General features: G+C 29.1%; 12 protein-coding genes. 6 read left to right on the top strand and 6 right to left on the bottom strand.

Going from position 1 to position 13,071, the window contains the following annotated elements:
- Nucleotides 1–38 precede the first annotated feature (38 nt).
- The 4 genes from B5464_RS01050 to B5464_RS01035 all read left to right on the top strand — a co-directional run bounded on the left by B5464_RS01050 (nt 39) and on the right by B5464_RS01035 (nt 4,245).
- Complete coding sequence (locus B5464_RS01050) at nt 39–347, top strand: hypothetical protein (protein WP_154066914.1); 309 nt, start codon at nt 39–41, stop codon at nt 345–347.
- Nucleotides 348–538: 191 nt separating this feature from the next.
- A complete protein-coding gene (locus B5464_RS01045; RefSeq protein ID WP_231963622.1) occupies nt 539–2,893 on the top strand; it encodes a TonB-dependent receptor in 2,355 nt (784 codons plus the stop codon).
- A gap of 49 nt (nt 2,894–2,942) precedes the next feature.
- Entirely contained in the window at nt 2,943–3,713 is a 771-nt protein-coding gene (locus B5464_RS01040; RefSeq protein WP_172830839.1) for a DUF4625 domain-containing protein, read from the top strand.
- Nucleotides 3,714–3,765: 52 nt separating this feature from the next.
- Nucleotides 3,766–4,245 carry a DUF4625 domain-containing protein gene (locus tag B5464_RS01035; protein ID WP_079736840.1) on the top strand — a complete coding sequence of 160 codons (480 nt, stop codon included), beginning with the start codon at nt 3,766–3,768 and terminating at the stop codon, nt 4,243–4,245.
- A gap of 58 nt (nt 4,246–4,303) precedes the next feature.
- On the opposite strand, the gene mnmE is transcribed toward B5464_RS01035, so the two are convergent.
- The 3 genes from mnmE to B5464_RS01020 form a co-directional block, all read right to left on the bottom strand.
- A complete protein-coding gene (mnmE, locus tag B5464_RS01030; protein ID WP_079736839.1) occupies nt 4,304–5,698 on the bottom strand; it encodes a tRNA uridine-5-carboxymethylaminomethyl(34) synthesis GTPase MnmE in 1,395 nt (464 codons plus the stop codon).
- 94 nt (nt 5,699–5,792) lie between these two features.
- Nucleotides 5,793–6,695, bottom strand: coding sequence for a mechanosensitive ion channel family protein (locus tag B5464_RS01025; RefSeq protein ID WP_079736838.1), 903 nt, complete (start codon nt 6,693–6,695; stop codon nt 5,793–5,795).
- A gap of 49 nt (nt 6,696–6,744) precedes the next feature.
- Nucleotides 6,745–7,245, bottom strand: coding sequence for a Dps family protein (locus tag B5464_RS01020; protein ID WP_077809593.1), 501 nt, complete (start codon nt 7,243–7,245; stop codon nt 6,745–6,747).
- A 178-nt stretch (nt 7,246–7,423) separates the two neighbouring features.
- Here B5464_RS01020 and B5464_RS01015 point away from each other — a divergent pair, with 178 nt between their 5' ends.
- The gene (locus B5464_RS01015; RefSeq protein ID WP_079736837.1) at nt 7,424–7,762 is read left to right on the top strand and encodes a DUF4870 domain-containing protein; all 339 of its coding nucleotides are present in this window, start codon (nt 7,424–7,426) and stop codon (nt 7,760–7,762) included.
- 61 nt (nt 7,763–7,823) lie between these two features.
- Here the strand turns inward: B5464_RS01015 and B5464_RS01010 are convergent, their stop codons facing one another.
- Complete coding sequence (locus B5464_RS01010) at nt 7,824–8,255, bottom strand: DUF4268 domain-containing protein (protein ID WP_077809591.1); 432 nt, start codon at nt 8,253–8,255, stop codon at nt 7,824–7,826.
- Between the two features lie 16 nt (nt 8,256–8,271).
- Nucleotides 8,272–8,853: a tRNA-(ms[2]io[6]A)-hydroxylase gene (locus B5464_RS01005; protein WP_077809590.1), complete on the bottom strand. Its 582-nt coding sequence runs from the start codon at nt 8,851–8,853 to the stop codon at nt 8,272–8,274.
- A gap of 600 nt (nt 8,854–9,453) precedes the next feature.
- Between B5464_RS01005 and B5464_RS01000 the strand changes: the two genes are divergently transcribed.
- Nucleotides 9,454–11,298: a sodium:proton antiporter gene (locus B5464_RS01000; RefSeq protein WP_079736836.1), complete on the top strand. Its 1,845-nt coding sequence runs from the start codon at nt 9,454–9,456 to the stop codon at nt 11,296–11,298.
- Here B5464_RS01000 and dnaX read toward each other — a convergent pair.
- Nucleotides 11,274–12,989 (bottom strand): DNA polymerase III subunit gamma/tau, encoded by a 1,716-nt coding sequence (gene dnaX, locus B5464_RS00995; protein WP_079736835.1) that lies wholly within the window; start codon nt 12,987–12,989, stop codon nt 11,274–11,276. The two genes, B5464_RS01000 and dnaX, sit on opposite strands and share 25 nt — an antisense overlap.
- Nucleotides 12,990–13,071: the final 82 nt, after the last annotated feature.

Below are 13,071 nucleotides of genomic sequence, written 5' to 3'. Positions count from 1 at the left end.
TCTCTGAATAATTTTAGAGGTTTCAGTTAATACAAATAATGAAACTAAGTATTGTAAAAAATAGCATTACCTATCTATTACTAGCGCTTTTTCTATCTATGAAAATGGCTGGTATACATAGTTTATCGCATTCTGATGAGAGTGACGATGTAATATATTGTGCTATTTGCGACAGTTCTATAGATCATAATTTAACACCTACACTTGTACCAAATTCAATTGATTTTGAAGTAAGTACTACCACTTTTACCTTACAAAAAGAAGAAATAGTTAACTACAATTTTTCTATTTCTAAAAACAAAAAACTAAGAAAACTCCTTTCGAGACCACCACCTTCTTTAGTTTAATTTTCTATCCACTTTTAGTATTTACTGTAGACTTTTACAGGTAAATAATAATATCTAATTATCTGCATTTTAGTAGATTAATATCATTTTAGTTTGTCTTTTTAAGACGTAATAATGTACGGGTTTTATCAAAATTCTTGCTAGAGAATATTGTATAAATCTTATAGAATACAATTATGTTTAAATTTTTATTGAGTTTAATACTCTTTTGTAGTATTTGTTTTAATACAACAGCACAAAAGTCTTATCAAATTAACGGAACTGTTCTAAATGCAAAAACGTTAAAACCTATAGAAGGTGCTAATGTTATTGGTAAGAAAGGTTATGCTATATCCTCTAAAAAAGGTGAGTTTAAATTAAATAATCTAATAAAAGGTACTTATAGTTTTAAGGTTTCTCATGTTGGTTTTATAGACAAAACAATATCAGAAACTATTAATTCTGAATCCAAAGAGTTAACTATTTATTTGAATGAAGCCACTACAACATTAAACGAAATTAAAGTTTTAGGAAAATCGAAACAAAGAAAGCTTAAAGAAACACCAATTGTATCTCAAGTGGTTTCAAAAGAATTTTTAAAAAGTAATAGAGAAAATAGTTTAATGCAAACTCTTAGTAAAATTCCTGGGGTAAGCACTATTAATATTGGTTCTGGTCAATCGAAACCTGTAATTAGAGGTTTAGGTTTTAACAGAGTTGCGGTTGTGCAAAACGGAATCAAACACGAAGCACAGCAGTGGGGAAACGATCATGGTTTAGAAATAGATCAACACGGTATAGAAAATATTCAAATTATTAAAGGCCCCGTATCTTTATTATATGGTTCGGATGCAATTGCCGGTGTTGTAGATATTCAGCCAAATAAAATTCCGTTACCAAATTCAACAAAAGGAGAAGTAAATATTCTAGCAGAAACCAATAACGATTTATTAGGAATTTCTGCAGGAATTTCTACTCGAAAACAAAACTGGTTTTATCGTGGTCGCTTAACTTATAGAGATTATGCAGATTACAAAGTGCCAGCAGATCAAATTAATTATGAAAATTACATTTTTAATTTATATGACAATAATTTAAGAAATACTGCAGGTAATGAGGCAGATGCTAGTTTTAGTATTGGGTTTGTTGGAGAAAATTTTGCAACAGAAACTGTTTTTAGTAATGTAAATGCTAAAAACGGATTTTTTGCAAATGCACACGGTTTAGAGGTTAGAACTTCTAGTATAGATTATGATCGTTCTAATAGAGATGTTGATTTGCCGTTTCATAAAGTAAATCATTTTAAGATTACTAATAATACTACAGTTAATTTAGATAATCATACGTTGCATTTCGACTTCGGATTTCAAAACAATCATAGAGAAGAACATTCAGAACCTGTGCCACATGGATTTATGCCAACTCCTCCAAATCCTGTAGAAAGAATTTTTAAGAAAAATACATTTACATTTAATGCAAGAGATGCTTTTAAACCTAATTACAAACACGATATGGTTGTAGGTTTAAATGTAGAATATCAAGATAATAATATTGGTGGTTGGGGATTTTTGATTCCAGAATATGATCGATTTACAGTAGGAGCTTTTGCATACGATCAATATGAAATAAATTCTAATTTACATTTTTTAGGAGGTTTGCGTTATGATTATGGTTTTGTAGATACAAAAGCATATTTTGATTGGTTTCAATCTAGAGTAAATAATAATGATGGTTCTACATCTAATGTGTTTTTACAGAGATCAAAAAATAAAACGGTAAACTTTGGTAATTTAAGTGCTTCTTTTGGTCTTAGTTATATTCATAATAAAACAACTTACAAAGTAAATGTAGGTAGAAGTTTTAGAATGCCTTTGTCTAGTGAGTTGGCTTCGGATGGAGTTAATTATCATATGTATAGATATGAAAGAGGTAATATCAATTTAGATCCAGAGGTTTCTTATCAATTAGATATAGATATAGAACATTCAAATGATAGATTTAGCATTGGTGTAAGTCCGTTTGTAAATATTTTTGATAATTATATCTATTTAAATCCGACACCAAATTACTACGAAACTTTACAAATTTACGAGTACACACAAGCAAAAGTGTTTAGAGCAGGAGGCGAGTTAAAAGCAAGTGCTGCTGTTTCAAAGCAACTGTTATTAAACGCATCTTTAGAATATGTGTATTCTAGACAAACAAGCGGACCAAAAGAAGGATTTACACTTCCTTTTTCTCCGCCTTTATCGACTGTTTTATCTGTTAATTATAAGTTAGAAAATTTATTCTTTTTTAAGAATCCGCAATTTATGGCAGATTTAAGAGTAACCGCAGCACAAGAAGAAATTGTGCCACCAGAAGAAAAAACAGCAGGTTATCAGGTTTTAAATATGTCTTTCTTAGCAGGTTTAGATGTTTTTAAAAACAACAATCCGGTAGAAATGCGAGTAAAGCTAAATAATGTTTTCGATACTAAATATTTTAATCACACTAGCTTTTACAGATTAATAGATGTGCCAGAAGCAGGTAGAAACGTATCTGTATCCTTAACAATTCCTTTTTAATATAAATCAACAAACAATAATTAATTTAAACACAATGAAAACCAAAATTATGAAAACAAATTTTAAACTTTTAGCCATTATCGCTTTTGTCGGTATTACTTTACAATCTTGTAGTAGTGAAGAAGAAATTGAATTAAGCGCACCAGTAATTTCTAACTTCGAATTCGGGGAAGGAAGTGATCATACAACAGACCAAGTTGCATATAAAGGTTCTGATATTCATTTAGAAGCAGATATAACTGCAGAAGCAGTAGTAAGTAGTATTACTTTACATATCCACGGACATGATTTATCAGTTGGAGATAACGAAGTAGAATGGGAGTTTGAGCAAGTTTATACAGATGCTAAATACTTAGTTATTAATCCAACTTTTCATGAGCATGTAGATGTGCCTGCAAATATTCCTGCCGGAGAATATCATGTAGAATTAATAGTTACTGATGAATTAGGAAATACTACAGAAGTTGAAGGACATGTAGATGTTTTAGACCCAATTGCTTTAAGTGATATGTCTGTGGATGCAACAGCTCAAAGAGGTAAAGATTTACACGCAGAATTTATGATTGATGCTGTAAACGGAATCCACAGTATTTCTGTAGATATTCATGCACATGATCTTGCAGTAGGAGACGGAGAAGTAGAATGGGATTTTGAAAAAGAATATACAGAGGGTTACCATGATAAAAATTCAGTAGAATTTCATGAGCACATTGATATACCAGCAACTGCACCAGCAGGAGAGTATCATATTATGTTTACTGTAGAAGATGAAGACGGTAACACTAAAGAGTATGAAACTCATATTGATGTAACTGCATAATTAAATCTAATTAACCGCATACTAATTTAGTGTGCGGTTTAAATCTTATTATATGAAAACAAATCTAAATTATTTTTATCTTTTATTATTTACCTTATTTATTAGTGCTTGTTCTGGTAGTGACAGCATAGATAAAGATGTAGAGAAACCAACAATAAGTATCAATTACAACGAAGGTTTTCCTAAAGGATGTACTCAATTAAAAAGAGGAGAAACTTATAGCTTTAGAGCTAAGGTTACAGATAATAAAGCTTTGGCTTCTTATAGTATAGATATTCACCATAATTTCGATCATCATACGCACGATGATCAAATTGCAGAATGTAGCTTAGAACCCTTAAAGCAAGCTGGTAGTCCGTTAATTTATGTAGAAAATTTTGAGATCGAAGGAGAACAAACTAACTATGAAATTAATGTATCAATTAAAATTCCAGAAGATATCGATACTGGCGATTATCATTGTGCATATTCTGTAACAGACCAAACGGGTTGGCAATCTAGAACTTCTGTAGATATTAAAATAGGAGAATAAATTAACATTTAGAACTTAGATTTTTTTCAGCTTATTAATGCTGAGAAAAATCTTAATTTTATTTTCCGATACAAAAATTACTAAAAATGTGTCCTAAAATATCTTTATCAACATCATATTCTCCGGTAATATTACCTAAATAACGAAGGCATTCTCTAATATCAATAGAAAATAAATCCGTAGAAATTTCTAAATCGATACCTTGTTGTACAGAATTTATTGCAGATAAAGCATTGTTTAATGCCTCAAAATGACGTGAATTTGTTACAATTGTTTCGTTATTACTTAAAGCACCAATATTTACCAAAGAAGTTAATTCATCTTTTAAAGTTTCTAGACCTATTTTACTTTTTGCAGATACTAAAAGTAAATTTTCAATATCCGATTGTAAAATAGAACTGTCATGACAAGATAAAGTGTCTATTTTATTGGCAATTACTAACAGTCTTTTATTAGGAAAACGGTTTTTAATGGTGTTAATTTCTTCTAGAAAATCTTCTCTAGAATATGCATATTTATTAGAGTCTATTAAAAAGATAATTAGTTGTGCATTTTCAGCTTTTTCATATGTTTTTTTAATTCCGATATTCTCTACAACATCTTCCGTTTCTCTAATACCAGCGGTATCAATAAATCTAAAAGCAACACCATCTATAATTAATTCATCTTCAATAGCATCTCTTGTTGTACCAGCAATATCAGAAACAATAGCTTTTTCTTCATTAAGAAGAGCGTTTAAAAGTGTAGATTTCCCTACGTTTGGTTCACCTATAATTGCAACCGGAATTCCATTTTTCATGGCATTTCCAAAAGAAAAAGAATCGATTAGACGTTTTAATACAAAAGTTATTTTTGCAACCAATTCTTTAAATTTGGTTCTGTCTGCAAATTCTACATCTTCACCAGAAAAATCTAACTCTAATTCTATTAAAGCTGCAAAATCTAATAATTGTGCTCTTAAGTTTTTTAGTTCGTTTGTAATTCCGCCACGCATTTGTTGTATTGCCATTTGATGGCTTGCTGCAGAATTAGAGGCAATTACATCTGCTACAGCTTCCGCTTGCGATAAATCCATTTTACCATTCAAAAATGCACGCATTGTAAACTCACCGTTATCAGCCATTCTACAACCTTTCTTTAGGAATAATTGTATAATTTCTTGCTGAATAAAGCTAGAACCATGACAAGATATTTCTACAACATTTTCACCAGTATAAGAATTAGGATTTTTAAAAACTGAGACTAAAACTTCATCAATAATTATAGAATTTTCGATAATGTGACCCAAATGAATTGTGTGTGTTTTTTGGGTTACTAATGTTTTATCTTTTTTAATAGATTTAAAATTGGCATCTACAATATCAATTGCGTTTTCACCAGAAAGTCTAATTACAGAAATTGCACCAACACCAGATGGTGTAGCCAAAGCAATAATAGTATCGTTTTTAATCATGATGCAAAAATACATAAAGATTTTTGTGAATGGAACAAAAAAAATCTGTCAAAATAAATTGACAGATTTAATTGAAATTTATGATTGTATTTAGTTATGCGTTTTCTAAATATTCTTCTTTTTTAGAATCTTGCTTCTCTTTAACTTGAGATAAATTTAGTTTATTGTTTGGTACAAACTCTAAAGTTCTCATCGGGAACGGTATATTAATTCCTTCGTTATCAAAAGCTTGTTTAATTTCAACAATCGCATTACTTTTTGCTTTTAATTTCTCTAAAGCATTTTCTGAATCTACCCAAAATCTACATAAAAAGTTGATAGAACTGTCTCCGAATTCTGTAAAGTAAAATTCAACTTTTTTACCTATTTCATCTTGATTAAAGTTTTTTCTGATTGTTTCTGTGGTAAGTTTTTCAACTTTCTTTAAATCTGCACCATATTCTACACCACATTCAATAGAAATCCTCATTTTAGTTGTTAAAGAATAATTTTTAAAAGGATTCTCTAAAATAGTTTTGTTTGGTAAAACAACCATATTATTATCTGCTTCTCTAATAACAAAGTAGTTTAAATTGATATCGATAACTTCACCTGCATAACCGTTTGTTTCTACCCAATTACCAATATTTAGGTTTTTTCTGAATGATAAAACCACACCAGATATTGTATTAGACAAAGTACCTTGTAAGGCTAAACCAATAACAATACCAGAAACCCCAGCTGCAGAAACGATTGTTTTTAATGTATCGTCGAACTTTAAAACTGTCATGGCTAGATATAAACCAACTAAAATGGTAACTGCAGAGGCGACTCTAGAGACTAAATCTCTAACAGATTTTTGCCTAATTCTTTTACCAATAGTTTTATTTACGATAGAATTCATTGCTCTAGAGGCAAAGTATGCTATCACTAAAACTACCAATGCAATTGCAATGTTTGGTATGTTTTTAATAAATATATCTTTCCAGGTTTCTAACTTTTCTACTATTTTATTCATCTTATATTTTATTTAATTAATACTTTATTTCAATCGGAAATAAAAAGTACTATTTAACAAAACTAGTATCTAAAGCATCTTTGGTGTTTTTAGACCAAGCATTCAACATCCAAGTAGATTTTTCTAATTCTCTAATGTAGGCACCAATTAAATCTATTGTACCCTCGTCATTTGCTTTATCTGCTCTATCAATAACTTTACTTAATTGTTCTATTAAAATCTTATGATCGTCTATAATTGTTGCTACCATTTCTTTATCGGTTAGTAACGGACTAGATTCTTTTACTCTAGAAATTTCTATGTAGTCTGATAATTTACTAATAGGGTGGTATTTTAAAGTAATAATTCTTTCTGCAACTTCATCGATTTTAGTTTTTGTATCATTATACATTTCTTCAAATCTGTTGTGTAGGTCAAAAAAGTTTTCTCCTAATACATTCCAATGAAAGTTTCTTAGTTTTTGATAGTATACATGGTAATCTGCTAAAAGCACGTTTAATTCTGTTACTACTGGTAAAATTTGGTCTTTTTCTATATTTAAATAATTCATAATTATATGTTTTAAATGTTCAATACAAAATTACGTTAGTACTTCGTTTTCGTTTTGCTCAAATAGTTTTCTTCTTAACTCAAATGCTATATTGCCAGGTCTTTTAAAGTTTTTTGTAACAGAACAAGGGTTTTAGCGTCTAATAGGTAATCAACTTTAAAAACAATTACACATACACATGAAAGAAGACAAACAGTTATTAGTAGTTATGCATTTAAGTCAGTTATTAGACTTTATAACAGGAATCGGTGGTTTTTTAGTTCCATTAATTTTATGGTTGCTAAAAAAAGATGAGGTTTTTGGTATTGATGAGCACGGAAAAGCTATTTTAAATTTTAGAATTTCGATGTTTATTTACATTCTAATTTGCATACCGTTAATATTATTGTTTGGCTTAGGTATTTTAGGTTTTATCACCATTGGTATATTTTATTTAATTTTTCCGATTATAAATGCCATTAAAGTGAATAATAATGAAGAACCAAATTATCCTTTTAGTATCAAATTTTTAAAATAATAACTAATTATAGTCCACAAAAAAACCGTCTTTAAAAGAGACGGTTTTTTTATTTTTACATTTATATGTTTTTGATAACATCTTCATATTCGTAGAAGAACATTTCGAATTTGGTCATTGTGTCAACAAAAAACTCATAACAATCTCGCCAGGTATTTTTATTATGAATGCTAAACTTTTTATCAAAAGGAACATAAATTCTATGAATAGTTTTGCCATTTTCTAACAAGAAATCATCATCAAAAATTACTTCTGGTATTTCTGATTCTAATAGAACTTTTAAAGAAAGCATTTGATCGTAGTAGAGTAGGTTTACCAATTCATCCGGATTTTCGATATCTAGACAAACAGCAGCTTTTTTTCTATCTGCAACAAATTTAAAAGACAAGCCTTTCACTTTAGTGTTGTATAGTAACCATTTCTTCGGAAAAGATTTGCCAAAACTAGTCCAAAATTCTTTACGTATTAATTCTGCTTCTGCTTTAGAAAACATGCGCTATAAAGTGTTATTATCCGTGAATTTTTGCACTATTGCCTCGCTCTCTCATCATTTCTGCTTCAAAAGCAAGCAAAGCGTTCCATTTTTCATCTACAATTTCTCTATCTTGATATTTTCTAGCGAAAGACAAGAAAGTTGTATAATGGTTTGCTTCAGAAATCATTAAATTTTTATAGAATTTAGAAAGTTCTTCATCTTCCATGTTTTCAGAAAAAACTTTAAAACGCTCACAACTTCTGGCTTCTATTAACGCGGCAATTAGTAGGCGTTGTACCAAGGCATTTGTTCTGTCTTTTGTTTTGTTAAAGAACTTTTGTAGTCTTACTGCGTAATCATTTTTTTGTTCTCTTCCTAAAACCATTCCTCTTTTAACCATCAATAAATGCACCATTTTAAAGTGTTGCATTTCTTCTATGGCAATATTACTCATTTCTTTTACAAGCTCTGTTTCTTCAGAATAATTAATAATAATAGATACTGCGTTAGAAGCAGCTTTTTGTTCTAGAAAAGCATGATCTGTTAATATTTGTTCTAAATTTACTTTGGCAATTTCTGCCCAAGAAGTAGCTGTTTCAAATTGTAATCCTAACATCTTTTATAACTAGTAGATTTTATTTTTATTAAGGTAATTAAGATATTAAAAATTTCACTTTTAACAAATTAATTAAACGACAAAATTAGTTTATTCTCTTTCAATGATGGTAATTATTTTATAATTTTTTACTCTGATAAATATGCCTGCTAGTTTGTTAAAATTATTTCTTTTTTAAGTTTTTTTTAAGTATTATATTTCTTTTTATCTTGTCATTAATTAAGTTTTAAATATATGTTTGTCAGTATTTTAATGGTGTTTATATAAAGTATTTATTTTATTTTTAGTTAGAATAGATTTTGATAATTTATAGTAATTAGGTCTGTTTTGGGTATTTATTTGTTTGTAAAAGTTGTTTTTGATTGCTTTCTTGCTTTTTTAAATTTTTTAAAACGTTTTTAATTTATTTTATTTATCTTAAAATGAGTTTTTTATGTTGTTTTATGTAAAGTTTTCATTTATATATTGTTTTTGAATAGGTTTTTGTTGGTAATTCTATCTTTGTTTAAGTTTTATGTATTGTAAAAAATAAAGTACATTTATATTTTTAGGCTGATGAAACATTCTTAAATTTACCTCTTAATAAATTTACAAAGAAGTATGTTAGAGTTAGCCGGAATTATCATATTAGGAATATTAGCCCAATGGTTTGCTTGGAAATTTAAAATACCTGCAATTTTACCATTAATTTTAATAGGATTATTAGTGGGACCAATTGCTGCAACATATTTAAGTGAAGACGGGTCTAAGTGGATTGAACCAATATGGAACGGCGAAAAAGGATTGTTTCCTGGAGAAAGTTTGTATTACTTTGTTTCTTTGGCAATAAGTATCATTCTTTTTGAAGGTGGTTTAACACTTAAAAGAAGTGAAATAAAAAACGTTGGTCCTGTAATTACAAAGTTAATTACGTTGGGTTCTGCCATTACGTTTTTTGGTGCAGGAATTGTAGCTAGATATTTTTTTGATTTAGGTTGGGATTTATCTTTTCTATTTGCAGGATTAATTATTGTTACCGGTCCTACAGTAATTACACCAATCTTAAGAAATATTCCACTTAAAAAAGACATCTCAACGGTATTAAAATGGGAAGGTATTTTGATAGACCCAATTGGTGCCTTGGTTGCCGTTTTAGTTTTTGAATTTATTAGTGTTGGTGGTGGAAGTGGATTTACAAAAACTGCATTAATGGAGTTTGGTAAAATATTATTATTTGGTGCTACTTTCGGGTTTACATTTGCGCATGCTTTAGCTTATGCTGTTAACAAAAAATTAATTCCGCATTACTTATTAAATGTTGTTTCTCTATCAACGGTATTATTGGTTTTTGTTTTATCAGATATGTTTGCGCACGAATCTGGTTTACTGGCTGTAGTTGTAATGGGAATGGTTTTAGGAAACGGAAAATTAAAAAACTTAAAAGAACTATTATATTTTAAAGAATCTTTAAGTGTATTGCTGATTTCAATTTTATTTATTTTACTAGCAGCAAATATTAAAATGGAAGATTTACTTTTATTATATACCTGGAAAACTGCTGCTTTATTTGCCTTGGTTGTTTTTATTATAAGACCATTAGCCGTTTTTGCTAGTACATTTAATTCTAAATTAAAATTAAACGAAAAGATTTTTATAAGTTGGGTAGGACCGCGTGGTATCGTTGCTGCTGGTATTGCTTCTTTATTTGGGAGTAAACTTTTAAAACAAGGAGTCGAAGGAGCAGAATATATTACGCCATTGGTTTTTATGATTGTATTAGGTACAGTTTTATTAAACGCTACTACAGCAAGAATGTTTGCAAAAATGATTGGTGTTTTTCTTAAAAAATCTGATGCTATTTTATTTGTAGGTGCTTCTAATCCTTCTAGATTAATAGCAAATTATTTAAAAGACAAAGGTAAAAGAGTCATTTTAATAGATTCTAATAAAAACTTTATAGAACAGGCTTCAAAAGACGGTTTAGAGGCTTTAAATGTTGATATTTATGACGGAGATTTAACAGATAATATAGAGTTAAACGATGTTGGCTATTTAATAGCTTTAACAGGTAGTGATATGGTGAATAAGTATGCTTTAAATAGTTTTTCTGATGTGTTTGGAGAACACGGAGCTTATAAATTAGCGTCATCTAAAGAAATAAAAGAAGCAACAGCTAACGAGCGTAAAAACTTTTTTACACCAAATGATGATTATATTAATTTAAGTGAGGCTTATAGAGAAAACCCTTCAATAATTGAGGTAGAAATAGATAATGAAACCGAATATAATGCTATTTTAGATGCTTTGTCTAAAGAAGAAAAATCGATTCCGTTATTTGTAGAAAAAGGTCAAGGTATATTCTTAGTGCCAGAGTTTGATAAAACAGAAGAAACTAAAGAGAATTTAATATTATCTTACTTAGGTAAAAATATTGGTGATGTTTATAAGTCTAGTTCAAAAGTCTGACGCAACTTATCTAATAGCGGATTTTTTTCTTTTAGCTTGATATATTTTTCTTGCGGAGTGTAAGCAAATTTCTTTTCTGTAGTTTCATTTAAAATTACATTGATGTCAATGCCGTAATTATTTAAACTTTCTCTTAAGAAATTTAATAATTTTGGTCTTCCTTTTAAAAATTGATCTTTCATCAATTTATTAGGTACAGAAAATGAAATTTTATAACCTTTTTCTAATTTAGGAATATCTGTACCAACAATAGAAGCCATGCTTCGTTCTCCTTTTTTATGTAGATTTTGTGCGTATTCCTTCCAAGTTTCTTGTAGCTTTTGTTCGGTAAAGAAATCTTTAGGATGATTGTCAAAATTTTCTTCAACAACAACTTTTTTAACTTTAGTTTGTTGATTAAAACCTTTTAAAGAATATTTACTAGGTTGTTTATTTAAACGACCAAAGTTTTTTAAGACAGGTTTTGGCTTAGCAACTTCTGTAGCTTCTTTTTTATCTGTTGCAGTTTGTTTAGAAGTTAATTCTGATGCAGCATTTTTTATAATAGCTGCTGGTTTTTTATTTTTTGCAGGTGATAAAGATTGAAAAAACGTTGCTGGAATTATGTAATTAGCTGGCTTTTTTTTTTCTCCATCGAAAGTGATAGAGGCAATTTGCATTAAAGTTAATTCAACTAATAATCGTTGATTTTTAGAAGCTCTGTAATTCAAGTCACAGTCATTGGCTTTTTTAATGGATTGCATTAAAAACGGAATGCTAGCTTTTGTTGCTTGAGCTAAATATTTTTTCTTAGCATTGTCTCCAACTTCAAGTAAGTCTAAAGTAACTTTATCTTTAGCAACTAATAAATCTCTAAAATGACTTGCCAAACCATTGATAAAATGATGCCCTTCAAAACCTTTACTTAATACCGTGTTAAATGCATTTAAAACGTCTGGTATTTTATTATCTATTAACAAATCTGTCATTTCAAAATAAGTATCGTAATCTAGTACGTTTAAATTTTCTGTAACAGCTTCTCTTGTTAAATTTTTACCAGAAAAACTTACAACTCTATCAAAAATAGATAATGCATCACGCATTGCACCATCTGCTTTTTGAGCAATGATATGCAGTGCATCGTCTTCTGCAGTAATATTTTCTTTTTCGCTAATCGTTTTTAAATAGTTTTTAGCGTCCAAAACACCAATTCTTTTAAAATCGAAAATTTGACAACGAGAAAGAATAGTTGGTATAATTTTATGTTTTTCTGTAGTTGCTAATATAAAAATAGCATGCGCTGGCGGTTCTTCTAACGTTTTTAAGAAAGCGTTAAAAGCTGCCTGAGATAGCATATGTACCTCATCAATAATATAAACTTTGTATTTACCTGTTTGTGGCGGAATTCTAACTTGATCTGTTAGGTTTCTAATATCATCTACAGAGTTGTTAGACGCTGCATCTAATTCGAAAATATTAAAAGCAAAATCTTCATTTTCTGAAGTTTCTGAATCTTGCTGATTAATCTTTTTAGCTAAAATTCTAGCGCATGATGTTTTACCAACTCCTCTAGGACCAGTAAAAAGCAGTGCTTGTGCTAAATGATTGTTTTTTATAGCATTTTCTAACGTATTTGTAATGGCTTGTTGCCCTACAACATCCTCAAAATTATTAGGACGGTATTTACGCGCTGATACTATAAAATGCTCCATTAATTATATTTTCTATTGATGTAAGCAAAGCTAAAAATAACAATTGCTTATTTTATTATAAATCTTTAACAAAAATAATCAT

Source organism: Polaribacter sp. KT 15 (assembly GCF_900143115.1).
Taxonomy (GTDB): domain Bacteria; phylum Bacteroidota; class Bacteroidia; order Flavobacteriales; family Flavobacteriaceae; genus Polaribacter; species Polaribacter marinaquae.
Note: the sequence above shows the minus strand (reverse complement) of the source record. Positions and strands in the feature narration are given on the sequence as shown.

Bases quoted from the DNA above. Each gene is read 5' to 3' on its own strand.
- B5464_RS01050 (WP_154066914.1), top strand. From the start codon at position 39: ATGAAACTAAGTATTGTAAAAAATAGCATTACCTATCTATTACTAGCG.
- B5464_RS01040 (WP_172830839.1), top strand. From the start codon at position 2,943: ATGAAAACAAATTTTAAACTTTTAGCCATTATCGCTTTTGTCGGTATT.
- B5464_RS01035 (WP_079736840.1), top strand. From the start codon at position 3,766: ATGAAAACAAATCTAAATTATTTTTATCTTTTATTATTTACCTTATTT.
- mnmE (WP_079736839.1), bottom strand. From the start codon at position 5,698: ATGATTAAAAACGATACTATTATTGCTTTGGCTACACCATCTGGTGTT.
- B5464_RS01025 (WP_079736838.1), bottom strand. From the start codon at position 6,695: ATGAATAAAATAGTAGAAAAGTTAGAAACCTGGAAAGATATATTTATT.
- B5464_RS01020 (WP_077809593.1), bottom strand. From the start codon at position 7,245: ATGAATTATTTAAATATAGAAAAAGACCAAATTTTACCAGTAGTAACA.
- B5464_RS01015 (WP_079736837.1), top strand. From the start codon at position 7,424: ATGAAAGAAGACAAACAGTTATTAGTAGTTATGCATTTAAGTCAGTTA.
- B5464_RS01010 (WP_077809591.1), bottom strand. From the start codon at position 8,255: ATGTTTTCTAAAGCAGAAGCAGAATTAATACGTAAAGAATTTTGGACT.
- B5464_RS01005 (WP_077809590.1), bottom strand. From the start codon at position 8,853: ATGTTAGGATTACAATTTGAAACAGCTACTTCTTGGGCAGAAATTGCC.
- B5464_RS01000 (WP_079736836.1), top strand. From the start codon at position 9,454: ATGTTAGAGTTAGCCGGAATTATCATATTAGGAATATTAGCCCAATGG.
- dnaX (WP_079736835.1), bottom strand. From the start codon at position 12,989: ATGGAGCATTTTATAGTATCAGCGCGTAAATACCGTCCTAATAATTTT.